At 57.2% G+C, this 26,544-nt stretch carries 20 protein-coding genes, 2 pseudogenes and 1 riboswitch; of the genes and pseudogenes, 13 read left to right on the forward strand and 9 right to left on the reverse strand.

Features of this window, described 5'->3' with window-relative positions:
• The first annotated feature begins 544 nt into the window (after positions 1-544).
• From AC0NIE_RS08165 to AC0NIE_RS08195, 7 genes are all read left to right on the forward strand, one after another.
• Positions 545-1,798, forward strand: a complete 1,254-nt coding sequence (locus tag AC0NIE_RS08165) for an SH3 domain-containing protein (RefSeq protein WP_473488066.1) — start codon at positions 545-547, stop codon at positions 1,796-1,798.
• Between the two features lie 65 nt (positions 1,799-1,863).
• Positions 1,864-2,277 (forward strand): thermonuclease family protein, encoded by a 414-nt coding sequence (locus AC0NIE_RS08170; protein ID WP_473488067.1) that lies wholly within the window; start codon positions 1,864-1,866, stop codon positions 2,275-2,277.
• A complete protein-coding gene (locus AC0NIE_RS08175) occupies positions 2,277-2,543 on the forward strand; it encodes a hypothetical protein (protein WP_473488068.1) in 267 nt (88 codons plus the stop codon). Before AC0NIE_RS08170 ends, AC0NIE_RS08175 begins: the two co-directional genes overlap by 1 nt.
• A gap of 15 nt (positions 2,544-2,558) precedes the next feature.
• Positions 2,559-2,681, forward strand: coding sequence for a helix-turn-helix domain-containing protein (locus AC0NIE_RS08180; RefSeq protein ID WP_473488133.1), 123 nt, complete (start codon positions 2,559-2,561; stop codon positions 2,679-2,681).
• A 198-nt stretch (positions 2,682-2,879) separates the two neighbouring features.
• A riboswitch (SAM-I-IV-variant riboswitch) is annotated at positions 2,880-2,979 on the forward strand.
• A gap of 36 nt (positions 2,980-3,015) precedes the next feature.
• Positions 3,016-3,588: a hypothetical protein gene (locus tag AC0NIE_RS08185; RefSeq protein ID WP_473488069.1), complete on the forward strand. Its 573-nt coding sequence runs from the start codon at positions 3,016-3,018 to the stop codon at positions 3,586-3,588.
• Between the two features lie 11 nt (positions 3,589-3,599).
• Positions 3,600-3,830, forward strand: a complete 231-nt coding sequence (locus AC0NIE_RS08190) for a hypothetical protein (protein WP_473488070.1) — start codon at positions 3,600-3,602, stop codon at positions 3,828-3,830.
• Between the two features lie 186 nt (positions 3,831-4,016).
• A complete protein-coding gene (locus tag AC0NIE_RS08195; protein WP_473488071.1) occupies positions 4,017-4,481 on the forward strand; it encodes a hypothetical protein in 465 nt (154 codons plus the stop codon).
• A 570-nt stretch (positions 4,482-5,051) separates the two neighbouring features.
• On the opposite strand, the pseudogene groL reads toward AC0NIE_RS08195, so the two are convergent.
• The 3 genes and pseudogenes from groL to AC0NIE_RS08210 all read right to left on the reverse strand — a co-directional run.
• Positions 5,052-6,938: pseudogene (gene groL / locus AC0NIE_RS08200) on the reverse strand (chaperonin GroEL); the annotation flags it as partial.
• Complete coding sequence (locus tag AC0NIE_RS08205) at positions 6,939-7,472, reverse strand: hypothetical protein (RefSeq protein ID WP_473488072.1); 534 nt, start codon at positions 7,470-7,472, stop codon at positions 6,939-6,941.
• On the reverse strand, positions 7,469-7,999 hold the full coding sequence (locus AC0NIE_RS08210) for a hypothetical protein (RefSeq protein WP_473488073.1): 531 nt from the start codon (positions 7,997-7,999) through the stop codon (positions 7,469-7,471). The genes AC0NIE_RS08205 and AC0NIE_RS08210 overlap by 4 nt, the downstream gene beginning before the upstream one ends.
• Before the next feature lie 370 nt (positions 8,000-8,369).
• On the opposite strand from AC0NIE_RS08210, the gene AC0NIE_RS08215 reads away from it, so the two are divergent.
• The 3 genes from AC0NIE_RS08215 to AC0NIE_RS08225 are packed head-to-tail and all read left to right on the forward strand — an operon-like array spanning position 8,370 to position 18,396.
• The gene (locus AC0NIE_RS08215; RefSeq protein WP_473488074.1) at positions 8,370-12,788 is read left to right on the forward strand and encodes a hypothetical protein; all 4,419 of its coding nucleotides are present in this window, start codon (positions 8,370-8,372) and stop codon (positions 12,786-12,788) included.
• Positions 12,788-15,952, forward strand: coding sequence for a hypothetical protein (locus AC0NIE_RS08220; RefSeq protein WP_473488075.1), 3,165 nt, complete (start codon positions 12,788-12,790; stop codon positions 15,950-15,952). Before AC0NIE_RS08215 ends, AC0NIE_RS08220 begins: the two co-directional genes overlap by 1 nt.
• The gene (locus tag AC0NIE_RS08225; RefSeq protein ID WP_473488076.1) at positions 15,952-18,396 is read left to right on the forward strand and encodes a hypothetical protein; all 2,445 of its coding nucleotides are present in this window, start codon (positions 15,952-15,954) and stop codon (positions 18,394-18,396) included. Before AC0NIE_RS08220 ends, AC0NIE_RS08225 begins: the two co-directional genes overlap by 1 nt.
• 404 nt (positions 18,397-18,800) lie before the next feature.
• Here AC0NIE_RS08225 and AC0NIE_RS08230 read toward each other — a convergent pair whose 3' ends face one another.
• A complete protein-coding gene (locus AC0NIE_RS08230; RefSeq protein WP_473488077.1) occupies positions 18,801-19,928 on the reverse strand; it encodes a hypothetical protein in 1,128 nt (375 codons plus the stop codon).
• A 112-nt stretch (positions 19,929-20,040) separates the two neighbouring features.
• On the opposite strand from AC0NIE_RS08230, the pseudogene AC0NIE_RS08235 reads away from it, so the two are divergent.
• Positions 20,041-20,137: pseudogene (locus AC0NIE_RS08235) on the forward strand (transposase); the annotation flags it as partial.
• Between the two features lie 147 nt (positions 20,138-20,284).
• Here AC0NIE_RS08235 and hxsC read toward each other — a convergent pair.
• From hxsC to AC0NIE_RS08260, 5 genes are all read right to left on the reverse strand, one after another.
• Positions 20,285-21,448, reverse strand: a complete 1,164-nt coding sequence (gene hxsC / locus AC0NIE_RS08240; protein WP_473488078.1) for a His-Xaa-Ser system radical SAM maturase HxsC — start codon at positions 21,446-21,448, stop codon at positions 20,285-20,287.
• A gap of 1 nt (position 21,449) precedes the next feature.
• Positions 21,450-22,868 (reverse strand): His-Xaa-Ser system radical SAM maturase HxsB, encoded by a 1,419-nt coding sequence (gene hxsB, locus AC0NIE_RS08245; protein WP_473488079.1) that lies wholly within the window; start codon positions 22,866-22,868, stop codon positions 21,450-21,452.
• Between the two features lie 31 nt (positions 22,869-22,899).
• Positions 22,900-23,232: a hypothetical protein gene (locus tag AC0NIE_RS08250; protein ID WP_473488080.1), complete on the reverse strand. Its 333-nt coding sequence runs from the start codon at positions 23,230-23,232 to the stop codon at positions 22,900-22,902.
• A gap of 782 nt (positions 23,233-24,014) precedes the next feature.
• A complete protein-coding gene (locus tag AC0NIE_RS08255) occupies positions 24,015-24,359 on the reverse strand; it encodes a hypothetical protein (protein WP_473488081.1) in 345 nt (114 codons plus the stop codon).
• A 319-nt stretch (positions 24,360-24,678) separates the two neighbouring features.
• Entirely contained in the window at positions 24,679-24,885 is a 207-nt protein-coding gene (locus AC0NIE_RS08260; RefSeq protein ID WP_473488082.1) for a hypothetical protein, read from the reverse strand.
• Positions 24,886-25,200: 315 nt separating this feature from the next.
• Here AC0NIE_RS08260 and AC0NIE_RS08265 point away from each other — a divergent pair, with 315 nt between their 5' ends.
• Positions 25,201-26,064, forward strand: coding sequence for an ATP-dependent DNA ligase (locus AC0NIE_RS08265; RefSeq protein WP_473488083.1), 864 nt, complete (start codon positions 25,201-25,203; stop codon positions 26,062-26,064).
• A gap of 73 nt (positions 26,065-26,137) precedes the next feature.
• Entirely contained in the window at positions 26,138-26,431 is a 294-nt protein-coding gene (locus AC0NIE_RS08270) for a hypothetical protein (protein ID WP_473488084.1), read from the forward strand.
• Positions 26,432-26,544: the final 113 nt, after the last annotated feature.

The following is a 26,544-nucleotide window of genomic DNA, read 5'->3' on the forward strand; positions in this document are numbered from 1 at the left end:
CAAGCCCCTGGGGCCGGTTCGTGGGGTCCGCCGCCGCCCAATTAAGCAGCGCGTCGTTGAGCGAGGTGGAAACCCGAACGGGCTCGGCGAGGCTCGACGGCGGTCACGATGCTGTGGTGGTGATCGCAGTAGACGCGATCCGGCGAAGTTGGCCCAGCACAAAAACGGTAACCGCCGGGTACTGACGCGTCTTCGCTCACCGGGAAGCGGCACTGATAGAGGCCTAGCTGAATGAGGGGGACGTCTCTTGAAGTTAGTCTGATATTTTCAGGCATGGTTTTAATGTTCCTGGTTCATAGCCATTGCCTGCTGACGGCCGCGGTGCGACTGCGTCGGTGCGAGCTTCTCTCGGTTTGGAGGGCTATGGATAACCATATGGTGTTGGTCGCAGCGTCAATGAAGCCCGACGCCTTGCTTCTGAAGCCAATGGTTTGCGACTTAAGGCCACACCTGAGCGGCCAAGAACGCACGGGCAAAGTGCCATCGTAGGCTTACCCCGGCACTCGCCCCGCCGGGGTCCTTCGGTGGCGGGGGCGGGGGTGGGTTGTGGGCCCACAAAAACGCAGACGCTCAGGTTTTTGGTGGCCATTCATTCAAGGTGCTGGCTGTGCTAATCAGAGCCGAGGAAACGCTGGGGGTACCATCCAACATGAAGACGAAATGCTTCGGGCTAGCTATCGAGTGCCGGGCCTCGATGGTTGGCTTGGTCGGTACGCTACTGCTCGCCAACCCCTTATCGGCGCGCGCGGAACTGACTTACGAAACGGGTCAGACGGTCGATGGGGCTCCTTTCGTCGTAGTGTCCGGTGAGTTCGAGGCAACTGACGATCTCAACCTTTTCAGGGAAACAATTCGATCTCATCATGTCCGGGTTGTGGGCTTCAACTCACCCGGTGGCAACGTTGCTAAGGCACTTGAGTTGGGCCGACTAATCCGAGCGTTCGGTTTGGACACATTCCAGATCAAGCGGAGCGAATGCGCCTCCGCCTGCGCGCTCGCCTTTATGGGTGGCGCCCGCCGGATGGCCGAAGCGGGCGCTATAGGTGTCCACAAGTCCTCATTTGCAAATCCGGATCAAATTGGGTCCGGCCACGCCGTGGACATTGTGCAGGACATGACTGCTGAGAAGATCGACTACATGATCGAGATGGGCGTTGATCCCGCGTTGCTACGCCTCTCGCTTCGCTACGGCAGCGATGACATGCGCTACCTTTCGCGGAGCGAGATGGCGCAATATCGCGTCGTTACAGGCGACACCACCTCCACGGCTCCCACTGTGGCGACTACGATGCCTCCAGCCGGTGGTGTGGATGCGCGGTTCCAAATTCCCGACGCTACCTCGGGACGCATCAGAAGCAGCCAGAAGGTGGTGTCTCTGAAGCAGCAACCCAACGCAGATGCGAGGGAAGTCGGAACGTTGGCAAACGGAACCGCCATCCAGATCATCAGCAGCGCAGACCGCTGGTTTCGGGTCCGCGCGGGCGACTTGGGCGGCTTCCTGCCGCAAGGCACTGTCGCCGTCGATCAATACGAAAGCGGCTCATTGGAGCAGCGCTATATACAGGTCAAGAGCCTGTCAGATTTCTTCACCGCCGAAGCCTACGCCCGCTCCTCACCAATACCGCTTACCGTTCATCTCTCGAACAATGGTATGTTCGCCATTGCCCTTGCCGAGACCTTCTCCCCGAAAGCGGTTGTCGGAAAGCTGGCCGAACTGAAGGCTGGGGGCCGGGTGCCCGCCGACGCAATAGTAGCCTACGGGAACACATATGTCCGTAAGGTTTGCTGCGCGCAATGATCAGGTCGTGCGTCCTTGGACTTGCGGTCGGGCTTCTCGCGATCTTCTTAGCACCGGTGACCGTCATGGCGGAGACGGTCAGCGGCGACCGCATCGTCATCATCGACGGCGACACAATTGCGCTGCCCTGCGCCGTTCCGGCACGCGGGTGCGCCGAGAAGATCCGGCTGCTCGGCATCGACACCCCCGAAACCCGACGCCCGCGTTGCGAGAACGAGCTACGGCTCGGCCTAGCAGCCAAACTGCGCCTTGCCGGACTGCTGCGCGGCCATCCCGTCGATATCGACCGCTCAGGCAGGAAAGACCGCTATCGCCGCGCCCTGGCCGATCTGAAGGTCGAGGGCGTTGATGTCGGCACCACGCTGATCGTCGAAGGCCACGCTCTCGCCTATCGGACCGGCGCTGAGGCAAGACTGGCCCGGCTCAGGCTCTGGTGCGGCCCGGCGGCAAACCTCGACGACGTGTGGAAGGGTTCCTGATGGCCCGTCATCAGCAGACGAAGCCCGGCGGCGCGTTGTCGATGTCGCCGGAGGCTTCAGAGCGCCTACGTGGTGAACTCGATGCATCACGCGAAGCTGGCATGGATATTGGAGACTGGCGGATCAAGCAGCGTCTGGAGAAGCGCGGCAAGGAGTGGGGCCGCGAGAACTACATCCATGCCCGCTGGCTCCGCGAACTGCCGGGAGAGTGGAACGAAGGCGAAATTCCCGAGGACCTGCAGGACTGGGAAGAGGACGGGCCGTAACCGAGATTTGCCGGTATCTCTAGGTCAATGCTCTATAAATTGTTTAGCGAAGGCAAACTGCATGCGAGCAAATCGGGCAGGCGCACGTTGATGCTCAAAACTGAATTAGAGCGGTATTTGCGGAAGATAACCCGATAAGGGAGCTATTGCTGCGCCTGACCGCCAACGTTTTGGCCACTCTCCACAGGCACAGGGCCCCGGCAGACCCGTCACACCAGTCAACTCGAAGGCGGGGGCGGGTGGGATTGTGGCCCCCCAGCGATCACTCGCTTTCAGCCCCCAGAGATATCACCACGAGGAGAAAGCTTGCTGAAGTGCAATCGCCTTGTTAGACCAATCACGCATCCAGAGAGGGCTTCGGCCCTGCCAACCAGCCTTGACCGGCAACGGTGGTAAAGACGATGTGGCCCTTAACGGGGCAACAGTAGGTCTCAGCCCTCCAGATGCGTGCGAAACGACGGAGGGAATTTTCATGCTGACGAGGCGAGGTTTTCTGATCGGGGCGGGCGGCCTGCTCACGGCTGCATTCGCAAAGGATGCGCAATCCTTCATTCGCAGGACTGGGCAGCCCCTGCTTGCCCCACCTGCGGAGGCGGCGCAGACCATGTACTGGTATGACGGTGGGGAGCAGGGCTACCTTCTCACAATCGGCCCTTGGGACTTCTGCCCAGCGCCGCCGACCTGGCGCGAGTTCTTCACCAGCGAGGGCCTTGGACACCGCACCGAACCCGAAATTCACGCCATCTGGGAGGAGCACGGGATCGGCCCTGAGAACTACGACGATCCGGTTGGAGGGTGGTTCTGGGAAACCCGCTTCGATCTCGAGACCGGCCCGTGCGCCAAGGCCTACCGCCTGCTGAAGAAGTTTGACCTTGGCCCAAAGCTCAGGCGCGGGAGCGATGAGCCCCATCTGGTATTCTGCGAGGGTGACGTCGCCAACGACGATAGCCGGTGGGTCGATGCAAGAGATCAACTCACGCTCTCCCTCCTGCAGGCTCGGCTGATCGATCTGAAGGTCCCCATCCGGATCGCACAGGGGGTTTGAGGGTTCCCGACATGACGGAAAATGGTACGAAGCCGACCGCCGGCGCACCGAGCCTGGGGAGGCCGATGGAGCCTTACACTTGCCGCTATTGCAGCTGGGTGACCACGGTGCCGAGCGAGGCCGAGGCACGTCTCTGTATGCGGTGTGTCCGTTTCGAGGGTGATGTGCATCCGGCTATGACCGGAGCGCGGATTGCGGCACACAACGCCCGCATCATGGGCATGATCAAGAAAAAGGACTAAGGCTAGGCGATCCTGCATCGTCCATAACGTAGCAAAAAGCAGCGTGTTGAGCGGCTGCAAAGCGGCTGGCCTCGCTTGTGGCTGGATGATGAACCGGTTGTTCGCTTCATCGCTGAAAAGCGATATGACGAGCTTGACCAGACAACGGTACGAATGGAACCTGGTTAGTGATTGTGGGAGGGACAGATGCGCGTTCCAGCAGTTCTGGGATTGTCACTCGTCTTGGGTAACGCAGCGCACGCCGAGACCCTGTATTACGGCTCGCGAGCGGGAATGGAAGTCACCGTAGTGAAGAAATCAAACATCGGCACGACGCACGCCAAAATCACGCTCAAGCATACGAAAGCGAACGCAACTGCTTTTTGTCGGGATTACGTCCAGAAGGTCACGCCAAAATGCATCGCGGACGAAATGAAGGTGTCGCTGCTGCCGGAAATTTCGGCCAACTGCAAGACCGGCAAGTTTGTGACGGCCAATGGGCAGGGCTATCAATTCCTCGGCTCGAACACACAGTACGATCCGACAGCATTTAACACCGAATACCTGCTCGTTGAGGTAGGCAGCAACGAACCTCTCGATGGAAGCAGTGCCTCCGGATACGATGTCGCTTTGGACCAGTTCAAGGCTCTATGCCCCGACCGGGCGCTGTAAAAGATCACCCTGAAAATCGGGCCGGGCCCACTTGGCTCGCTTGGCGCCTTCGGTAAGCACAGGCGCCGATCACTCGTTCATGGGCGGCAACGCAGGGATATCCTTCAGCGGACATCGACAGCATCTACCACGCGCTTTGCCATCGCCGACGACGAGGCAGAACCTGATGACGATGAAGGACGCGATCGTGGCCGGGCAACGACGCGCGCACATGATGAAAACGAAGTAGTCGCCTTTGATGAAGGCCGAGGTGGAGGGCCGGGCCCGCGGCACCCCCGCCGCCCCCGGTTGACCGAAGGCGCGTGGTGGCTTGTGGGGGCCCACATTCTTGCGCGCAGCCGGGTTCGGCGGCTTTGCCAGATGGTCTGTCGACTGAAGATTCAGCGCTAACTACCCATTGCGGAAGCTCGTTCGGCCTCGGCCGAATTCACGCCCATGACCCTATGGGGATGTTTGATGTGCCGCGGCCAAACGCCCGCTTCCGCACGGGGAGCCGACATTCCGTCAGTTGACACGTAAGGAGCCTCATTGCTCGGCACGATGCTACCGTCCTATTCAGATGCTCCTCGCTTCGGCGACCATGGCTTCGGTGGTGACGAGCAGGCCGGCGACCGAGGCCGCGTCTTGGAGGGCGGTGCGGACAACCTTGACCGGGTCGACGATGCCCATGGCGATCATGTCGCCATATTCGCCGGTCTGGGCGTTGTAGCCGAAGGTCGGCGACTTGTTGTCGAGGATCCTGCCAGCGACGATCGAGGCTTCCGCGCCTGCGTTCGCGGCGATCTGGCGGGCCGGAGCCTGCAGCGCGCGGCGGACGATGGCGATGCCGGCCGTCTGGTCGGCATTGGCGCCGGTGACGGTGATGGCCAGCGATGCGCGCAGCAGGGCGACGCCACCGCCGGCAACGATGCCTTCTTCAACGGCTGCACGCGTGGCGTTCAGCGCGTCGTCGACGCGGTCCTTCTTCTCTTTGACTTCGACTTCGGTCGCACCGCCGACGCGGATGACGGCAACGCCGCCGGCCAGCTTGGCGAGACGTTCCTGAAGCTTCTCCTTGTCGTAGTTCGACGTGGTCTCCTCGATCTGCTGCTTGATCTGGGCGACTCGGCCCTGGATCTCGGCCTTCTTGCCGGCGCCGTCGACGATGGTGGTGTTCTCCTTGGAGATCGACACCTTCTTGGCGCGGCCCAGCATGTTGAGGCCGACGTTCTCGAGCTTGATACCGAGGTCTTCGGAGATGACCTGGCCGCCGGTGAGGATGGCGATGTCTTCCAGCATGGCCTTGCGGCGATCACCGAAGCCCGGCGCCTTGACGGCGGCGATCTTCAGGCCGCCACGCAGCTTGTTGACGACCAGCGTGGCAAGCGCCTCGCCCTCGACGTCTTCCGAGATGATGAGCAGCGGCTTCGACGACTGGACGACAGCCTCGAGCACCGGCAGCATGGCCTGCAGGTTGGAGAGCTTCTTCTCGTGGAGCAGGATGTAGGCGTCCTCGAGATCGGCAACCATCTTGTCCGGGTTGGTGACGAAGTAGGGCGACAGGTAGCCGCGGTCGAACTGCATGCCTTCGACGACTTCGAGCTCGGTCTCGGCGGTCTTGGCTTCCTCGACCGTGATGACGCCCTCGTTGCCGACCTTCTGCATCGCTTCCGCGATCATACGGCCGATATCATTTCCCTTGAGATCAGGAACGCGACGGTTCTGTATCAGTTGAATACCACGTGGCGAATCCTTCACCTCGAGGTTGCCGCTTTTGCCAATCCTCTTAAAATGACTGATAAATTTGGATATTTCATCAAGAACCGCACGCCTGCGACCACGATCCAGATTCAGTTCATCAACAATTCCAAAAACGTCACCGTTGAGCATTACCCGGGGGTCAGAACTGGGAATCGCATTCACCCAATTGTATAGCTCCCCACGCGCTTTCTCGTTCAAATAGTCTGCACCACGGAGAATTTCATCGATAATTGTTGACTGATCGACATATTCAACTCCACCTGAAGCGATCGCCCCAACTTGCGCGACTTCCTCGGAGGTCTTGATCTTCTTGGCGTTCTTGATGAGGTGCGCCACGACTTCGGTCACGGCCAGATCGATGCCGCGCTTCAGGTCCATCGGGTTCATGCCGGCGGCAACCGCCTTGTGGCCTTCCTGGACAATCGACTGGGCAAGAACCGTCGCGGTCGTGGTGCCGTCGCCGGCGATGTCGCTGGTCTTCGAAGCGACTTCGCGGACCATCTGCGCGCCCATGTTCTCGAACTTGTCCTCAAGCTCGATTTCCTTGGCTACGGTGACGCCGTCCTTGGTGATGCGCGGGCCGCCGAACGACTTGTCGAAGACGACGTTGCGGCCCTTGGGACCGAGCGTGACCTTCACCGCGTCGGCGAGGATGTTGACGCCGCGCAGCATGCGCTCGCGAGCATCACGGGAAAATTTTACGTCTTTGGCGGCCATTCACTTCAGCCCCAACCCATCATGCAACAGTTCATTTGTAGCGATATTTACAGCAATTATTTCTAACGCAGTCTCAATGTCGTCATCCTCAGTCAGCGGATGCACTTGAATGTCGTTCCCGTTGTAGCCACATATGCTGAGTTGCCCCTTCAACGCAGCCAAGTTTTTCTTTGCAAGTGGATGCCTGTAGTTGATATTAGATAGAACATACAACGGCATCACTTTTTGTTCGTCCCGCTTTTTTCGAATTTTGAATGTAAGCTTCTGAAAACTGTCCGAAACGGCGAGATCATTGCTAAGTGATTCCACATCCACCATGCACCCAATCACTCTAGGCAGCATTTCGTCCGCGATGTCTTCGATTCTTTGCGTTGTAATTTCCACTTGAAATGTCACCGAGCAATGCCCGTTCTCCACTTCTTCTCTATATTTCTTTGACAGTTCATCAAGAGTACGCGCATGTTTTCCAAATGGGCGCCATTCCCACGGTTCATTCCGATCTACAGCAACAAGGAACAACTTTACCGATGTCATCGCCAGTTCTCGATCTGCCAGATTTTAGTAGTCGTGGATTTCAATGCAGATATGGTAGCACCCTCTCCGCTCCAGGCATCGGGTGGCCATCTTTGTACTTCTTCACTGACACGCTGAAGTAAAAGTTTTGATTCCTCGAGCCCGGTTAGATCATACTCATCGATCAAAAACTCGATTTCGATAGCTGCGGCGGACATGGTCTTAACTAACTTCTGTGTAATGTCTTTTGCCGTTGCCGGCGCCCGCGTGCTTAAGGCCACCACACCATTCAACTGCGAATCCAAACTGCGGAGAAGGTTCCCAAGTTTCCTCATGTCTGCTTTCGGATTGCCGAAATAAGCTTTAACAAGTGCGAGAAATGCAATTGCGCCAACTACGCTTTCCGTCGCGACGTAGGGTGCCGTGATGGGAGCGCCGCTCGGAGGGACGATGCCCAGTTCGCCCGCACACAGCAGCGCAATCGCGCAGGCGCCGGTGACAATCGCGGCGGTTGATATCGCGGATGTCATCCACCACAACTGCCGCATGTAATACTTTCTCGATATGTAAACTGTCTCCAGAATTAGCATAACAAACAAGATTGTAACAACATATCTATAATGCTTATTTATGAATTCATAGGGGATTGTTATGGCCCTGCGTGAGAGAAACGGAAGTAGCAGGAGGTAGATCAAAATCAATGCCGCAACCACCCAACGCGTCGTTGGGTCATCAGAGATTTGGGGGAACCATATGATCCGACGTATCGCCAAAGCCCGCGAATTGTGTCGCTTAACTATCCCCACGAACACGCCCCTCGTTTTGAGAACAGGCAGGACCTGTTCTGATCAGAAGATTATATAACCGGAAGTTGCGCAATTCTAGATATTGGATCATTGTCCCTCATAGGGGGGTGTCATGGTATCTGCGGCTCCAATACGCGCGCTTCGTCCGTTGCTTGATTATGTCGATCCGAGCGACACCCTGCTCTATGAGTTTCTTAACCTGGATGAGTTGACATCCGGAAGCAGTCCGCTGGACGGGATTCTGGTTTCGGATGCGTGGACGGATCTTAAGGAAGACAGCTTTACGCTTGGGGCCGAATTCTACCTGAACGGGCTTTCCGGCCTCCATCTCCCAGGTTTCGACGCGATCAAGTTGTCGTTCAATGATGATGACGGTGCGACCGGGGTGCTCGTGTGCGGCGCCGATCCTTCCTTCACCCTCGCGGATCTCGAAATCACGCTCGAGATCGATCCCGCCATCTTGAATGACGGACACGGCAATCCCGCTCGAATAGAGAGTAGCTGTGCGGTTTATCTGGATGAATCGGGTTTCCATTTTGATCAGTTCACCAAGACGTCGCTCAGCAATGTGTTTGTTGGCGACACAGGAATAGGCATTTCGCTCCAGGGTATCGATCTTGATCCGAAGCCGGGCGCATTCCTCAGCATAGACAAGGCTGAGGTCATCCTGCCCATGTTCGTGGACAACACGGGAACCCCTCTCGTTTTGAGCGGGGAAGCGCTTCGCCTCGACAGGCAGGGACCTAGTGGAACATTCCGCAAGCAGGCCGGTCAGCCGATCGAACTTAAGATCCACGACTTTTCCTGCGAGATCGACACTGCCTCGGTGACGCTCGATCGAGGACAACTCATCTCGGCCGAACTCAAGGGCCGTCTGGATTTATCCAAGTTCCTTGCGAACGGAGCCGATAGCGGTTGGATATCAGCATCGTTTCACGTCGGGGCCTCGGGCGTGACCGCCGCACTCAGCACCGATGGTGTACCAATCACAATGCATATCGAGGACGCCTTCACGCTCGCTGTCAGCGCGATCCGGCTCGAAGCGAACAATGGCGCTGATGCGGTGTTGTGGATGTCCGGCGAATTGACCCCTGGCATAAAAGGTATTCAAGGCACTTGGCCAAGCTTCGAGTTCGACGAGCTTGGCATCACCAGTCAAGGGGAAATCCGTCTCGCACAGGGCGCGTCCGTCGCGACCACGCAACCTTTCGTCGTCAGTTGGAACTTTGCACGTTTGACCGTGACCTCGTTTTCCCTGCAGAGGCCCGAAGCCGGCAGCTCGGGTGAACTCGAACTGAGGCTCTCAGCTGGGGTTGAGCTCGTCAAAGGTATCCCTGCAGGCGCGTCCGTTGATGGACTCGTCGTCACGACATACACGAATGCCACCCCAACCGTTCGCTTCGATGGAATTGGCATTCACTTTAGCACGCCGGGTGCCTTCGAAGCGGCGGTATCGGTCTCCTGGAACAGCGCCGATGAGCGGTTCTCCGGGCATGGATATCTCGACATAGCCGCACTTGATCTTCGGCTGGATGTCATTTTTGCAGCCGGGAAGGACGAAGCCTCAGGTATCACAACCGTTTTTGCAGCGGCTGAGATGTCTATTCCCGGGGGCATTCCGATTGGGTCGACTGGCTTGTCGCTCTACGGAGTTTCCGGCCTTCTCGCTTACAACAAGGAGATTGACCTGGCCGGTCGAACAGGGCCGCGGCGCTATTTTGAACGGTTTACGGATGCGCCTGAGGGTTTTGCTGCCGAAAGCAAGTGGGCCGCACGTGAAGGCGCTTACGGGCTTAGCCTCGGTGTTGTCCTTGGTACCGGCGATGATGGTTGGGCATTTTCCTGCCGGGGTGCGTTGCTGCTGACTTTGCCCGACGTTGCGATCCTGGCGGTCGCGAGCGGCGACCTGCTCAGCAAACGTCAGCCGATGGACGGCAAGGAGGGCAAACTGGCTGCAGTGCTGGCCGTCCTGCCAGCCGAACAACTGATGAGATTTGATTTCTCATTGCAATGGAGACAGGGAAACCTCTTCGAGGTCGAAGGAAGTGGCGGCGGTGAGTTCCATTTTGATCGCCCGCTCGATTGGATGGTGTTTGCCGGACGCAAACCCTCCGAGGGAAAGCCGATATCTGCTCGTGCTCTGCGAATGGGCGATAGCTTCCTTCTTTCAACCGACTATTGGTTCAGAATCGACGCAGCACGATCAGCCAATATCGGGATGGCGACCGGGGTCGAATGGCGTTTTGGCACAAGCGGGCTCTATGTCGAACTCGCCGCACGTATCTCCGGCGATGTCACACTCGCTTGGAACCCGGCTCAACTCGAAGGCGATTTTGGCTTTTCCGGACGGGCGCGGCTTGTTGGTGCAGGCCTCTCACTCAGTCTCGATGTCAGTGCTTTGCCATTGGTCAAGATTGCACATCCAAAGGCGCTTCGCGTGCCGTTGAAGGCATGCATCGAGATCGATCTTCTGTTCGACAAGATTGAGCTGTGCCTAGCTTTCACGATTGCATGGGAGGATCGCGTCTGGCCAACGTTGGATCCGTTCGTGCATGGCCTGACTGCGGTGCCACGGCACTGGACGCCACGTCTAACTGCTGATCCGGAAACTCCGCAGGACAGCGGCATCATCTCACGCGTAACAGACGCCAACCATCAGTCCGTCGATCTAGGTACGGTTCAGCCGCATAGCGAGCTTGTCCTCGAATTCTCGAAAAGCATGCGTGTCGACCTCTCCGGGCCGCCGCCGGTCAAGCTAAACGACCCAGCGACACCGCTGCCCTCGGCGATCGGGGTGAAGTCTCGCTGGGCCGCAGCATGGACCCTGACGAGGCTGGCGCTACTTGACGCCACAGACAATACTTACGTTGCGCTCTTCGGCACGTTCACCCGCTCGCCGGTTGCGCGCGAGCAGAATGGCAAGGTCGTCAGCCCGCGCCCGCCCAATACCGAGCTTAGACTCTTTTCCTCTCGCAGGTTCGGGCAGGATGGCTCGCTCAGTGGAGGCGGAGTAGAACAGAGCCCCGGTATAGACTGCACACCGCGCTCACCAAAGATTCGCAAATGCATCCGACTAGCGGGGCTAGAAGAAGGCTTCAGCCTGCTGGAAGAGGGCTGGGCCTACGAATGGCAGTTTACTGGCGGACAGAGTCGAGGGCGTAGAAGCAATGTCCACGGGGTTCGGCTGGCCCCAGAGGACGTTTTCACGATCTTTCCTCCGGGAACGGTTGATAGCTTCTATGTGATATTTGCGAAATTTGATTCAGACTCAAAGCCAATACCCGGAACGGAGAACGAAGTTCGCTATCCGGTACCGCCAGAAATCCACGATTTCAGGTTCTGGGACACGATGCTCGTTCAGCTATGTTGGGAGGAACTTGTCGTCGACAGCGGCAGCGGGCCAACAGAAGATTGGAAGGGATCGTCGGGGACCGAAGAGTGGACGATCGACGACGATACCAAGCGACTGCTCGTTCCAGGCCATAGCTATGAATTAGCAGTCCATGCACAAGCGCAGTTGCTCGAAGGCGTCAACGCGCGCGGTGCTCCCGCAGTCTTCACGCGAACCTATACCTTCAGGACTGCCCGTGCCCCGGACTGGCTGGGTGCTCTTGCCAATGCAGTCGCAGGAAAATATCCCGATGATGGCAGCAGGCCCGTTTTCCGCGACTACGATTTATTGTTACGGTTCAAGGACGATTTTTACGAGGCTCTCTACCGCCTAGACAATCGGGTGCTTGGCGTCCGCATCCGCGACGCAAATGGCAACACCTTGCAAGGGCCGAACGGCAGCGTACTCATTCCAACGAGTTGGTCAGAAGGACCAATTACTCGGCCGCCGAATGAGGATTGGTGGGGTAGGGAACAAGTGGGGAGCGGACGTAATCCCTGCGAGCAATCGACACCGCGACCTCTACCAACAGGCCACACCGTTCTCCCGATCGCGCTGAAGGATCTGGCTCTACGCCCGCTCGAGCACTACACAGCGGAACTCGTTGCTGTCGACAGTGGTGTCGGAGCTACAAATCCGACGGAACCCCTCATTTCCTGGAGCTTCACCACTTCCGCTTTCAAAACCTACTCCGATTTGGTCGCGGCTCCTGGTTATGTGCCTCCGCGAGGAATGGTCAGGATCGGAGCACCGGCAGAGGAATTCGATCCCCTGATTCGTGCCTTCCAGGCCCCAGCCGTAGAAAGCGTCGACCACACACGCATTACCCCGGTTCGCGCAGATGACGCGGTTGCCTACATTTTGATTGAGGCGCCTGAGCCATTGGATGACGAGTTCAACCGACTCTCGATCAAGGTGCAAGGAGCGGATACGCGCCTTGCCTTCAACCTTGATCGAACCCGCGTAATCGCTTGTCTCTCCGCGCCGCTCGAACTCAACGACCCGGACGCAATCATTGATGTCGAGATCGAATGGATCGCGACACCACAAGAGGCCCCATCAGAAGCGCGCCGAACAATCGCTGGTGCGTCAGCCCGAGAAAGCAGCCGTTGGCTAGTTCCAGTCAAGGGAGTGTTCTGATGAATGACGCACTTCAGATTTTAGCGCGGCTACGTCCTGATAGCCCCGATATTGCTGCAGTTCGATGGACCATCAATCCTCGTTTCAGCTTCCCTGAGAATGGTTTCGAGCTGACGCGCTTCGACGGTCGCACCACAACCAGTATCGTATCTGGACTACGCCTGCCGGGCGCCATCGCCGGGACAGGAACGCAATGGAAAATCGATAAGAAGGCAGTTCTCGGTGACCTGGCGACACGCACGACCAAGCATGGGGCGCCACTTCCGGACCGTGCGTCTGTTGTAGCGCTCATTCCGGTGTTGGCATTCGGGTTGCCGCGACCAGACGATGACCAGCTTGAAGAGCATTTGGAAGATGTCGCATGGATATTTGTAGATTCACACAAGAGCGATCCGACTCTGTTACGCCTCTACTGGCTAAATCAGAACGTTCCTCCGATGGACCAGATACGCGCGATGCGCGGAAGCGTCATCGCTGACGAGGCAGCGTTATACAACGACGTGATCGCTCACTACAGAAAGCAAGCCGTAGGTCGGCTTTTGTTCCTCGCGAGCAACTTCGGCACCTCCAAACTCCTAGGGCTCGGGTTTGACGACCAACCGTTTCTCGGGACAACGCCTGGTCCTCTCTCTTACACCGTTAGCTGTAGCTTTTCGGGGAGGCCAGAGGGTGCCACAACTATCGTCGGGTCTGTTGACCCAGGTTGGCCTCCTGCGCCGTCGCGTCCGACGTGCTCGGCAGCGGGGACCTTTGTCGGCTATCCATTGTTCGAACCATTCTACGGTACGAAGCGTCCACGTTGGCAACCTGTGGCACCGAGCGGTGGTGAGCAAGTATTTGAAGACCTCGTTGAGTTCGCGCGAAACGGTCCGCGGAAGTACGACTCCCCATTGGCAGAGATCCGCTGGGCCACAAGCTCCGTCGGGGAGGGTGACGGCCCGCTCCTTCTTACGCGGCAGGCAATTTATTGGCGCATCCAGAGGCACGCTTTCGGACCGGAAACAGCTCGAGATGACGCGCAGCCAACAATCGATTCATCCACCAAGTTTTCGACCTGCCATGACGGAGAGATGGTGCCACGAACGTCGGTCAATCTGTTCCGCGATGATGTCGACACTCCTTGGGGCGAACAACCGATGGAAGGTTGGTACGCCTACCAGGTACGCGGCATTGACATCTTCGGGATCGTAGGGCCGGCGTCTCCTCCCGAGATGGTTCGGCTGCGAGATGAGTTTCCGCCGCAGCCGCCGATTATTTCCCTCGACCTCGAAAGCATAGAGCTTCCCGCGAGCGGTAGTCTGCCTGTCACGGTCACGTTGGATTGGACAGCGGCAAACGAGCTTCAGGCTCCTGATGCCAAGACATTCAGGATATCCCAGGAGTGGACGCCGATCGTTACCTGGCCAGTTAGCATCCTTGAATGCCTTGAAATTCCGGGTAATCTGAACATCCTTCAGATTGATGTCCGTCTCGGCACCGAAACTGGCGATCCGTTAGCCGATACCATATTGGAGACCTTGCCGGGCGCGACCTTGCGCGCGGCGAATGCAGATTTCACGATCGTGGAGACGAAAGGCGCCTCCAAGGTCCGGGTTCGAAGGTCCGCCGGCCGGGCGCCGGCGCTCGGAGGCGCGACTGCTTCTTTCGCGGGATCTCTCGCACCAGGAGCGGTCCTGCCGGTTACACGCTCGCCCGCACTCGTCGGCGAGTTGATCGTCGACGATATTGCGAATTTTGAACTTCGAATTGTACTGGCGGGTACCAAGAACGAGATCGCTCCTGCGGAGGGGAAGTTATACCTCCACGCGCTCCAACATACCTTTGACGTGAAGCCATCCGTACTAGGCCCAAGACTCGCAATTATCAGGCCGGATCATGATGAAGACCAGCGTGGCGTCGAACTGCTCAGCGCGCTTTCTGCGGCCGCACAAGCCGAGGCGATCGCCTTCTTAAATGGATCGCCCGCTATCTTCCTGCCGCCGCATCAGATTAGCGTTCAACTCGCTCCCCCTCAGCCCGATTTTCTCGCCGGCACCTTACGTCTGAAGGTGACGGCCATTGACGGTACATCCTACCAAAGCGGCCCTAATGGGATCGGTAATGAAAGCACTGCCAACGAGCTGATTGTAACATCCCGCCGCGCCGCCAAACCACCGCTACCAGGTTTTCGACCAAAGAAACTCTGGGCACATGACGCAGGAACCTTCATCCCCCAGGCTAGTGTACTGCTTTCGTGGCCGGCCATTCCACTAGCAGCATCCTACCAGGTCGAGCGCGCGCTGGAACCAGCGCTTGGACAAGCGCCGTCCGCAAGCGATGAGGAATTGCTAGGACATACAACGACGTCGGCCGCCGAAGACGCGTTCGAGCGCATAACCGAGCGCGCCTTCCTGCCACGTTGGCGAGACCTTCTTCCCGGTGAAGCGCCGACACGCGCGATCTATCGGATCCGGGGCATCACTCCCGCCGGCCACTCAAGCGACTGGCTTATCGTTGCACTTGTACGCGTCCCCGACATCCGTATCCCGCCTCCACCTAACTTCCTGAATGCCTATCCCCCTGAGAACGAAGAGCGAGCGATTGTCTGCGTTTGGACCCATGCCGGTCCCCGGACAGGCATTGGTTTCATAGTCGAAGCCCGGGACCAGGGTTCTTGGCCGGGCGGAGATGAAGGGTGGCGAGATCTTGCCGAGGTGCTTCCCGGAGCGGTCACAGCGTCACCCGATGGACACTTTGAAACGATGATCGGTGGGCAACGTCCCGGATGTAGGCAAGAACTGCGTCTGCGAGCGATACGTCATGCTCTCGATCCTGACGATCCGCGAGCTATCCAGATCAGGCGCATCCGAGGACCTGCTTCCCGAAAAGTGGTTGCGCAGGCGACCGGTGCGATCAGCGGTCCGGAAGATGCCACACTCACCATTGGCAACAACGGAATAGCGAGTTTGCGCTGGCGCAACGCCGACACCTATCGTGAGATCGAGGTACAGAGACGCGCACCCAATCGATGGGGGTTCGAACGTCAAAGCATTGCTGGCGATGCAACGCAGTTCACTGAGTCACAACCATTAGCCCTGGAAGGCACGTGGACTTACCGTCTGATTGCGATCGGTTGGGAGGGACGTACTGTATCCGAGACTGTAACCGCGGATTGGGATGGTTGATGTTCAAACAGTCACGCCTTGGTCCGATGAAATTGCGTCTGCCGCTTTCCGCACTCGATCGGCTTGCAGTACAGAGTCCCGACATCGTGGAGGGCTCACGCACGGGGTGGCCATCCGACAGCCTATCGATACGTGGCACCTGGCAGGCCCCATCCTTGCCGCTCCAGGTTCGTCCGATCTTTCCCGGTTCAATGTGCTTCCTGGTCGATGATCCCACAACGATACCGACCATTGATCAAATCGACGTTCAGAACGGCAAGGTGACAGTGGAATGCCTCGAACGCTTGAGCCAGATTTCAGGAACGTTGCGTGTCCGAGTACAAAACGTCGACGCGACAGGGGACCTTGAAAAGACTGGTGTTCTCGACGCGCTAGGAATATCGCCCACACATGCCTTCTATGGACCGGTCCAGCTGTCGGTGCCGTTCTTTCAAGACGCGCTGTTGAATCACCGCACTGGATTGATACCAGCCCACGTCAGAGTCAAACTTCATCAATTTCCCCCCGGTCATCCGGAATGGGAGCGGCATGTTGTGGCCGCCTTCCTGGCGGGGTTGTATGAACCGATCATCAAAGCTGCAGCGGACATCAATGCCGATCAGGCCGTGACGTTGCCGATGCCGCAGATCGTTCTCGGTGACCGCGGCGCCTTTTCGCTGGACATTGCTCTCGGTTGGGCCAAGCGCCGAGCGGATATTCTTTTGCCCATCTCACCCAGTTCTCAGCTTGAGCCAGTCCCCGCACGAGTCTTTTTGCGTCATGTAGCCAAATCGTTGCGGGAGCCAGTTCGTGCCGCCAATGGCGCCGACGCGTTGACGGTCAAGCTCTTTGAGGAACAGGACGATAGTACCCAGTGGCATTCTGATCTGAAATCGATACTGCAAAGCCTCGGATTTGGCGCACTCAATGGGGCGTCCCCCATAGAAGCGATCATCCGCGAGTTTCAACTCTGTGCATCCGCTCTGAATGTGGCCACTGCCCAATCGCTATTGACCAACGATGAAAAGCTTCAACAGCGCGACTTCAAGGACCTGAAGCGCACCTTCAATCCTCATATCTACACCGGACCAATCTCCGGTCGCGCAAACATCGAAACGCGAAAGCTGATAGAAGCCTGGCGGACAGCCTCGCTCCGATGCCCTCTAATCATCGCGAGCTTCGATAACGGTGATGTTGAGGCTGATGGGCGTCCATCTCTCGGTGCCGTTCCGACCTTCGCTGACGTGTGGTTACGGGACGAGGTCACAGACAAGAGGAAACGGATGTTCGCTGCGGATTTTACCCGTCCTGACGTTGATGCGACATTTACAAACAAAACCTTGGACCGGATTGGTTCTTTCCTCCCATACGAGTCAGTCGGTGGTCCGGCCAGCCTGGCCCCCAAAACTGCAAATCGAGAGGCACCCGCTGAAGTTACGCCGGAACGATTGTTCAATGGAGTGTCCGCTGATTTGATCGATGCTCTCACGGGAGTAACAAATGACCCAACTTTGTTGGCGCAGGCATCAACCTTTAGAGTCGTGCGCGCGGTATCGGAGCAGGAGTGTGCTGGCTATCTGGATCAGGTCAATGCGTACGATAGTGCGGGAATTTCAATCGGCCTGTTTCATCTTTCGATGGCGGATGCTCGAAAGACTCCAACCGGCGGCACCGAGCTTGGCGGACTGGCAGCCTATTGCCGCTACCTGGAATCGACGGGTGCGATTGCTGACGCCGATTTGTTCAAGGTGCAAGGCCTTAGCGCGAGCCTGGGCAAGCGCGAGACGATCAGGGAGGCTGCCCGTCAACGCGCTCGAGGCGCATACTTCAGGCCGCTATGCTATTTGGACGATCGCGGTGAGCCTAGGCTGATGGGCACAGTAACCCACATAGACTATATGGGGTCTTGGCGCTCGTTCTATCGTTGGGTTCGTGCTGGTCGCGGCAGCATACCCTACGGCCCGATCAACTGGGCGTCTGCGCTGCGTCGCCTTGCGAGAATTGCAGAGACCCCAATAAAGATGAATCACTACCCGAAAGACTCTCGCCATCCGGCTGGCACACAGCCAACGATCGGATCCGTGTTTACCTCTGAGGTGCTCATCGCTTGGCTTCTACGCTGGCATGTCAAAAAGTCAATTGGTGTGATTAGCCGGCCCAAGGGCTCGTCATCCGACCAAGCTTCTGACTATGTGACGGATGCCTATGCGCAGGCCGCGATATCCAGTCCCGCAACCGATGATGAGTGGCAAAGCTGCCTCAAGATCGGTCTCGAAACGACGCTCAAGGCGTTTCTAACGAAGTTTCCGAAAGATGGTGACCTGACACGAAATTTCAAACAGATTGAAAAGCCAGGGTGGGTAGGGGGATCAAACCCGCGCGGATATGGCCTTGATCCGCGGTTGCGCCTGTGTAGCCTCAAGGGTCGCTCATTCCATCTCGCTCGTCAGAGCGAAGACGTCTAGTCTCATGAGTAAGCGATGTTGCTTAGACAGACTCCAGAAGCTACAACGCCGTTAACTTCCACGTTGGTGCGCCGTGCAAATCGACAGGCTGGCGCCCAATAATGCGGCCGTCCAGATGGCCTCAGCTCTCTCCTTCTGGTCTTTGGTTGGCTCTCGCAAAACCGTATGAAGTAATCGCCCAATATAGCCGTCACAATGGTCATCTGCGCATTTTCGCTGATTGTGAGCAGCCATTTCACGCGATGGTGATCTCCGGATGTTCCGACCTCACCATCTGAAAGTCGGCTCGGTGTCAAGAACCCGCCATTGCGGCAAGTTCGATTGAACTTCCGCTCTTGGCGCAAAGCCGGCCAATGAAGACGCATCGAGTACACCCGATAGTGACATCCTGACCCATCACCTATTCATTGACGCACATCCACATCTCGAAACGCGCGCAAGCGGTCGCCATAGACAACGTCCAAGCAATTCGTATCACTGCCACATGCGTTTCGCTTCCTTAGCCAATCACGTTGATCTGCGAGCATCATTTTGCGCATCTTCGCGTTGTTGACGTCGCGTATGTAGAAGAAAATAGCACTCATCGCACGGTCCCTCGCCCAAAGGTTTTCATCAGAGCATAGGGCTTTCTCGGTGGCAGTGCCCGCCTTCGAACAAGCGAAACTCGGGCCGTCTATCCCGGTCGGCTGACGCTGATCGCGTAGCCGAGCTTCCGTTTGAAGACACACCAAGAGCGAGCCTTTGTCGCGGACCTCCGTCTTAGCTTGCTCAAGGAAAGTCATCCAGAGTTCGATCCATTTGTCCGATCCGACAAGTCTTATGCCGTCTTCGGCATTCTTTTTGCTGGCGTTCTCCATGAAGGTTTCGTCTAGCTTAAAAAGCGCTTCGCACTGTGATCGCAAAATACCGTACGCCATGAAGCGATCGGCATAGATATCGGCCGTTGGAGCTTGATTCGGTGTCGTGAAGCCCGTGCCAGCGTCTTCGTAGACCTCGATGCCGAGAACCCGAGCCTTTTCGGGCGTCAACAAAAGGAACTGATCTGGCCCCGCGATTGTGAAAAAGCGTATCGCCTCAATGCGCAATCCGAGATGGGTCAGAAAGGATCCGATCTCGGCATTGGCGACACCGGATTCTTTGTATTCTCCGTTCTCCTCGCGATACGCCGCGTGGAAGCCGATCTTTGAAGTTGAAGACATATAGCGGCGGGCACCAGATACCCAAATCAAGCCGCAAGCCGAAAAGCAGTCCTGGCCGGTACTGACAACGGTTGCGAAATTCCGAACTCGGATTTCTGCTCCGATCTCAAGCGCCTCTTTTACCAGACCTCCCGGGCTTTCTAGGAACACGGAAACGCGATCCAAGCCGTCGACAACATCTCGAAACTTCTTTGCGTCCCCGTCGACGATCTCGCCTTTGAAGCTGACCATTTTCACTGCGAGACCAGGAACATCTAACAGTTCGATCTCCGCTGCCCCAGCAGTTGCAATCCAAAGTGCTGCTGCACTGATTGCGAAAAGTAGTCTCTTCATGAACGGCATCCTCGCCCTTGTGTATCAACGTTTCCAATGGCCCTAAATAGGATCTTCCGTCCCAGCCTGGAGCGGGGACTTGGCCCACTGATTCGCCGATCGGACGGCCGTGATCCCGCCCCAAAATCTGCTGCGGGCAATTTTTGCAGGCGTTCTATTCGATGCGCTCGGAGCGGCTGTTGATGGAGCGGCTGGAATACGACCTTCTCGATCCGGCCACTATCACCACTGGCGATAGGTCCGCTGAATTGCTCGACGACGGCTCGATCGAGATCACGTGTCTGGGTGCTCGTGCCGGAGGTGTAACTGCTCTCGCAGCCTGTTCCTTCTCCAATCAAGGAACCGCCCCCCAAGCCCTAGTATTGAAATGGTGATATGTGAGAGCTTCGTGCCAAGTTGCTGGACGAAAAGAAACCGCCGCACTCGCTCCGTCTGGAGCAGCCGGTGCACTCGTCCACGTATTCATTTTTCCAGTCGCTGATCGATCGTTTTGCGTACTTATGGATAGACCCGTCGAGAAGGCAGAGCTGGTGGTTGTAGACTGAAACGTTGATCCTAGCCGCAGCCAGATATTGCACGGCCGCTCGCAGCTCGCTGCGGTAGTCATATGGGTCCATCCAGAGCTTATCCATGTTTGCTCGTGTGTACCCGGTGATCTCGAGGCCCATGAATGTGACGTGATCCACAAAGGTCAGATTTCTGAAAATGAAAGCCGACAGGTCGGCAAGACCCTCATAGGTCTGCTTGTGAACGACGACTCGAATCTCGACCTCTGCACCGACCGACTTCAGATTCATGATCCCGCGTATGGTCTCGTCAAAAGCGCCCTTGGACTGAACCACATAGTCGTGCACTTCCGGGTCCGCGGAATAGATCGGTATGCCTACCGAAAGGCGACGGTGTCCAACAGCTTGATACCGCTCGGTGAATGCCTTGTCTTTAAACGTCCGGCCATTGGAGAGAACATGAATGGGCGTTGAAGGAAGATGGTCACGAGCCGAAACCAGAATGTCAAAAAAATCATTGCCCACCAGTGTTGGCTCACCGCCGGTGATCCCGAGAAACGGGGTCGTTGCAGGCAGTAGGGGCAACACATCCAGGATTTCCCGCGCCAACCAGCGATCATCAACGTCTTTGGGTGGCTGTGAGCACATCAAGCACAGATGATTGCATCGTTCGGTCACAAGGAAATAGTTCGCGCTGGCTCCCTTTCGAAACAGTACGCGCACGGCCTTGCGGTCCGGCACAAAGCGGATGACGTCTCCTTCGCCCAGATAATCAAAGTAGGCTGGCAGAACGATCAATCGTTGGCTCGGAAACAGTCGCGCAGCCTCCGACTGAAGTTCTTCAAAGGTCACAACCCACCGGCATTCAGGATGGGTTACCTCGCCTGTGAAAAGATACGCATCATGGTCGCAGTTAGGCGCTTGATCAGATTGAGCCGTCACCAGCCTAAGAGCCACTCGCTGTGAGAAATCACCGATGCTTGCCGACGCAGCGAAGCCACTTAGACGCAACATCTTAGTTCGCCCAACTTAGAAACAGTTCCCGAGCGGTGACGTCGCTCTCCATAAGGGCGATCAGCCTCTTGAAGATGGACATATTGCGATTGCAGAATCCCGACCGCGTTTTGAGACCAACAAAGTCGCCTTGTGTCGCTGTGTGGAATACTGGATCGGAGCCGCAGAACGGTTCGTAGGCGCACTCGGCACACATGGGGACAGAACCGGCAAAAGACTGCTCGATAGGATCGAGGAGAGCGTCTGACCCGAAGATCTCCCTGTAGGTGTTTTCATGGACATTCCCGAGCAGAAATGTCTTGTCGCCCATTTCGGCCAACATTCGCGCTTCGTCGGATGCGTAGACGCTGGCATCATAGTTATAGACAACGGCGGAGATGCCGATGCCTGCTGGACTCATTAGATCCACGTATCCCGGCTCGAAAGGCGTGAGCATCTTTGTGAGGATGGTGGCTGCGTAAAACTCCTTGAAGGGAATGCCTTTCCGATTCAGTTCCAGGATGTAGTCCAACCCGTCGAAGTAGAAGTCGAGCCAGCGGTCCACATCATAGGCGGCGTATGACTTCGTTTTGACGGCGAAACCGTAGGGAGAAAGTGGCCGAAGAAATATTCCGGGGAACTCCAACCTGACGTATTCGTCAATGATCTCGCGCACAAGTGGGAGGCTGGACTTGGTAGTCGTCATAAGCGCACTAACGCGCTCATTGCCAAGAGCGACTCTCGCCTTGTGGATGCCCGCAACGGCGAGCTCATAGCTGTTCTTTCCCGGGCGCGGTCGATTGGCGTTGTGAAGGGTGGCCGGACCGTCGAGCGATGTAGAAATTAGGACGCTGTGCTCGCGGCAGAACTCCAAGATTTCGTCCGTAACAACAGCGAGGTTCGTCGTGATGACGAATTGCAAGGACCGCCCGGCGGCCTTGTTAATCTCTTTAGCCCGGTGCACGACATGTTGGATTAATGGGAAATTCAGAAGCGGCTCGCCGCCCTGGAACTCGATCTTGATAGCCAGACTTGGAGATTCAAAAATGAGCGCCAAGGCCTTCTCGGCAGTCTCCTCAGACATATCGAATGCTGAGCGATCTTCACTTTGGCGAGAGACCTGACAGTAGGGGCAGGAGTGCTCGCAACGCAGAGACACGACCATAATGTGAAGCGAGGTGAAGTTCTCGAGCCTCTTTGCCTTGGTCCGAACCTTCAACGCCAGCAGCTCTTGGCCGATGTTGGAGGACGCATCGAAAAGGAACTGCCTGCTGCGGAGGCGAGAATAGGCTGGGTGAGTGCTCGGGAGTTCGTGCTTAACAAAGGAAGACAGCACCGATCGGGGGAGAACCAAATACTCGCCCGTTTGGTTGGTTAGCACATACCGCTCATCGTCCAGCTGGGAAAAACGGAAGTACGCCAGCTGGTAGGTGTCGTCCAACGGTCGTTGAAATTCAGTTGCCGGAGCAAACTTAGTCATCGGACTGCAGGCCCGACCTTGAAAACGCCAGCGCCAGTATCGCGTTTCTTACTGAAGCAGTTTCTGAGGCGATCGTGCTGCGAAGGTCCTGATCCAAGACCTCCAGACGCAGACTCTCTATCGCTGAGTCGGCCGCAGCCCGAGTGAGTGCTTTGCTGAAATTGAGCGCGCAGACCGCAAAGCCGTCTTCCAGCGTGATCTCTACGGCGGCGTTTCCCGTTACCCGGTACGCCGCCCGCTTCACACACTCGAGGCTGAAGACTGAAAGATCAAACTGGACTTGGGCCGCGGGGACAAGCTCGCTATCGCGAGAACCGTCCGCCATTAGCAATAGCTATAGCCAGAGCAATGGGACCCGTGGCTCGCATGGCTCGAATGGCTGGTGTGATAGGCCATGAGAACTTCCGCGCCCTGTGAGCGGTCTAGGACCTCACCATAGCCGAGTTTAGCAGGAGCCACCCCGGCTTCGGACAATTTGGTCGATGCTTGATCTATTGGCTCAACAAGCACTGCGGCTTGAACATGACCGCCAAGAATCACCGTGGCCGACAAAGCCATTGGTGAGAGAAAGCTGCGCTTTGACATTTTGAACCCCCCGGTTGCACGAGTCTGAATACCAGACCGCGACACTAAGGGCAAGTGCCATCGGAAATAGTAGGTTAAGCATCTGCTAATTTAATTGCGGGAATACTGCACCTACACATTAATGATGCTCTCCTGCAACCAACTGCACCCGCGCGATCACAGTGGGAGTGGGCGACGCGCGCTCTTGCCGCCTGTCCTTCCGGTGGCGATGAGGGGCAATAATCGGTAGAATGCACTGTGGCTGCACAGAATCAACATTGCGTCCCGAAGGTCACCCTACGACAGTTCCTGTGCGACGAGGTGTTCGGTGAGCATGGCAGGGAAAACGTTCGTGACGTCTATCAAGAACATCATGGCGGAGCTGCGCTTCAACGAATTGTCCTTCGATGATGATCGGATTGCCTTGTTCGAACCCATCGCTTGTGCTGCCGAGAACCAGGTTCTGCCGAGCTATCGCAAGGTGTTGGATGAACGGCGGCTAGACAACAGTCCAGAACAGAAAGCTGCTCTAGACTTGCACACTCAGTCGAGAAATTTGATCTTCTTGAACGTCATCATTTCCCCCATGATTTCGCCCGCATCGTTGAGTTGTTGCCCTTGCCCGACTGTAACGGTTACGCGCTTGCCTTTGTAGCGTGACGGCATAGAGGTGCGCTCGTTCCAGTTCGCGCACTCCTGGGCGACACACAATCCGACCTGCTCGGCCTTTTTCGTATCGACAATCGTCAGATAGCAATTGTCGCCACATTCGAAGCCGCGAATCTTGCCTGTAATCGTTCGGTCTTTGGCGACCGAAGGTGCCGACTGTGCAAGCAAGCCGGCCGCAACGAGAAGAACGAAGGCGGATAAGGACGATTTCTGTTTCATTGAACGAGCCTGCCGTAACCAAGGTCGACGTGCAAGCGTGCTGCGGCCAGATAGTTTGGCGCTTTATGTGCGCAAAACGACGGCAAGACAGAGTGGGCGCATTTATTCGCCTATTCCGGATCATCCCGGAGAGCAGGCGCATGCCCGGTTGGACGCCTGCCAGCCGCCGGGATCGAGGCGGCAGTTACCCGCTGCTGCTGCCATGGGAGCTCGTTGATCAGGCCGGAGGCCTTGTGGGCAATGACGGCTAACCACCCAACCTTGCCGTTCCGAGGGGTGCTAAGCGTCAGGCTTTCACCACTAGCCGGTCGGCAGCGGATCAACGCGGTAGGCAACGGGTCAGCCTCTCGACGGTCTCAATGATGGCTTTGGCCAGCGCTTCACCCTCATGAATCGGCTCGGGACCATAGAGCAGCACAACGGCTTCTTCGCTCGGCAGCACGCCGGCGGGGCAGGTTTGTTCGATCGCCGAGCGAACCAGTTTGAGGGCGGCCCAGGCGTTGCGGATGTTCTCTTGGGCTTCCATGTTTCCTCACCAGATGGACTGTCTCAGCGTCAACCGTGAAGGCGAGGCCCTGTTCCCATAAAAGTCTAACGACTGGGAAAACGCACTGGAAAGCACGTTCCGTAACAGTTGATTCAACCATTACTTGGTATTTTGGAGGAGTGTGGTAGCGGCTCCGACAGTGACGCGTTAAGAATAGCCGGAGCCGCCAGCGCAGCCCGTTTGGGGGTTTGACCGCGCTGTCCTATTCTGGGACAGCGCGGTCAACGATTCGTTAAAATTTTCCGGAACTAATTAAGAGCATGCTAATTGAATCGCGGTTTTGCGAGTCAATGCATGCGTTTGAAGTTTGTCCCGCCGATGATGCCCGCCTTGGTAGCAAAGCCGCCCCAAGGCGATGACTGGATGCATGAAGCCAAATTCGACGGCTACCGCTCGCAAATTATCATCGAGGACGGTGGCGTTCGCATTTTCACCCGGAGAGGCCTTGATTGGACTGCCAGGTACCGCGATCTCGCCGAGGCAGCCAAAGGTCTCAACGTACAGAACGCCATCATCGATGGCGAAATCGTCGTCTTGAATGAGGCTGGCCTTTCGGATTTTGCCGCGCTGCGCAAGGCAATCACTAGGCGCCAGCACGACCTCTACTTGGTGGCGTTCGATCTGCTGCATCGCAACGGGCACGACTTGCGCGACATGGTACTTGAGGATCGGCGGGAAATCCTGGCCGGCCTTATAGGGTCTGATAGCCGCATCCAGTTCAGTGGGACCATGCCAGGCGAAGCCAACGCGATCTATCATCTGATCGACGCGGCCGGGCTGGAAGGGATGGTATCGAAGCGTCGAGACAGCAAATATCGCAGCGGCCCGACCACCAATTGGCTGAAGACAAAATCCTTCACCGAAAGCGAGTTCGAGCTTCTTGGCGTCGAACGCGAGAGGGGCAAGCCGGCGTTTGCTCTGATGGCTGACCCAGGCACCCGGAAATATGTCGGCAGTGCGTTCGTGAGCGTCAATCGCGAGATGCGAGAGCGGCTGTGGAAGCGCGTCCAGGAACATGCTGGCCCACCGCCCAAGGACATGCCAAAGCGGCCGGCGACGCAGTGGGTCAAGCCGGGCATCAAGGCCCGCGTGAAGCACCTCAGGGGCGAGGAAGACCTTCGGCACGCCTCGCTGCAGGATTTCTGGGATGAGAGTTAGCGACCAGTGGCAAGGGATCAGCATTCAGGAATATAATCCTCCCGTTGCGGCGAGCCCTTCAACGGAGATCGCCATGCCTCGAAAGACTCTCGCCGACACTCTGGCCGCCCGCGAAACCATCTATGTCAATTGTGCGCACCCGATGTGCTGCAAATCGATGAAGCTCGACATCCGGGCGCTGATTGACAGGCTCGGCCGTGGCCACGGCTCGATGCATGATGACCTGGTCGGGCTCTTTGTCTGCTCAAATTGCAAGGCTGCCGGTCGTGAGCGCCGGCAGGTGTTCTTCACATGCATTCCTGACTACGAAGGCCAGCAGCGGGCGCGCAATCGCGACTGGAAGCCAACTTTCGAACGAAGGGGCTGAAAGTAGGCGCCACTTACGCGCTGCCGTTGGGGTAGATTGCCTTATGGGCGCCGTTTTCGCGCAGCACTGCGGTTGCCGGTTCTAGCGGTAAACCGGCGACATTTCTCAACGCA

The sequence above is a fragment of the Mesorhizobium sp. WSM4842 genome, from assembly GCF_055901575.1.

Coding starts and splice junctions, on each gene's coding strand:
- AC0NIE_RS08170 (WP_473488067.1), top strand. CDS start 1,864: ATGGCGGAGACGGTCAGCGGCGACCGCATCGTCATCATCGACGGCGAC.
- AC0NIE_RS08175 (WP_473488068.1), top strand. CDS start 2,277: ATGGCCCGTCATCAGCAGACGAAGCCCGGCGGCGCGTTGTCGATGTCG.
- AC0NIE_RS08185 (WP_473488069.1), top strand. CDS start 3,016: ATGCTGACGAGGCGAGGTTTTCTGATCGGGGCGGGCGGCCTGCTCACG.
- AC0NIE_RS08190 (WP_473488070.1), top strand. CDS start 3,600: ATGACGGAAAATGGTACGAAGCCGACCGCCGGCGCACCGAGCCTGGGG.
- AC0NIE_RS08195 (WP_473488071.1), top strand. CDS start 4,017: ATGCGCGTTCCAGCAGTTCTGGGATTGTCACTCGTCTTGGGTAACGCA.
- AC0NIE_RS08205 (WP_473488072.1), bottom strand. CDS start 7,472: ATGACATCGGTAAAGTTGTTCCTTGTTGCTGTAGATCGGAATGAACCG.
- AC0NIE_RS08210 (WP_473488073.1), bottom strand. CDS start 7,999: ATGCGGCAGTTGTGGTGGATGACATCCGCGATATCAACCGCCGCGATT.
- AC0NIE_RS08215 (WP_473488074.1), top strand. CDS start 8,370: ATGGTATCTGCGGCTCCAATACGCGCGCTTCGTCCGTTGCTTGATTAT.
- AC0NIE_RS08220 (WP_473488075.1), top strand. CDS start 12,788: ATGAATGACGCACTTCAGATTTTAGCGCGGCTACGTCCTGATAGCCCC.
- AC0NIE_RS08225 (WP_473488076.1), top strand. CDS start 15,952: ATGTTCAAACAGTCACGCCTTGGTCCGATGAAATTGCGTCTGCCGCTT.
- AC0NIE_RS08230 (WP_473488077.1), bottom strand. CDS start 19,928: ATGAAGAGACTACTTTTCGCAATCAGTGCAGCAGCACTTTGGATTGCA.
- hxsC (WP_473488078.1), bottom strand. CDS start 21,448: ATGTTGCGTCTAAGTGGCTTCGCTGCGTCGGCAAGCATCGGTGATTTC.
- AC0NIE_RS08250 (WP_473488080.1), bottom strand. CDS start 23,232: ATGGCGGACGGTTCTCGCGATAGCGAGCTTGTCCCCGCGGCCCAAGTC.
- AC0NIE_RS08255 (WP_473488081.1), bottom strand. CDS start 24,359: ATGAAACAGAAATCGTCCTTATCCGCCTTCGTTCTTCTCGTTGCGGCC.
- AC0NIE_RS08260 (WP_473488082.1), bottom strand. CDS start 24,885: ATGGAAGCCCAAGAGAACATCCGCAACGCCTGGGCCGCCCTCAAACTG.
- AC0NIE_RS08265 (WP_473488083.1), top strand. CDS start 25,201: ATGCGTTTGAAGTTTGTCCCGCCGATGATGCCCGCCTTGGTAGCAAAG.
- AC0NIE_RS08270 (WP_473488084.1), top strand. CDS start 26,138: ATGCCTCGAAAGACTCTCGCCGACACTCTGGCCGCCCGCGAAACCATC.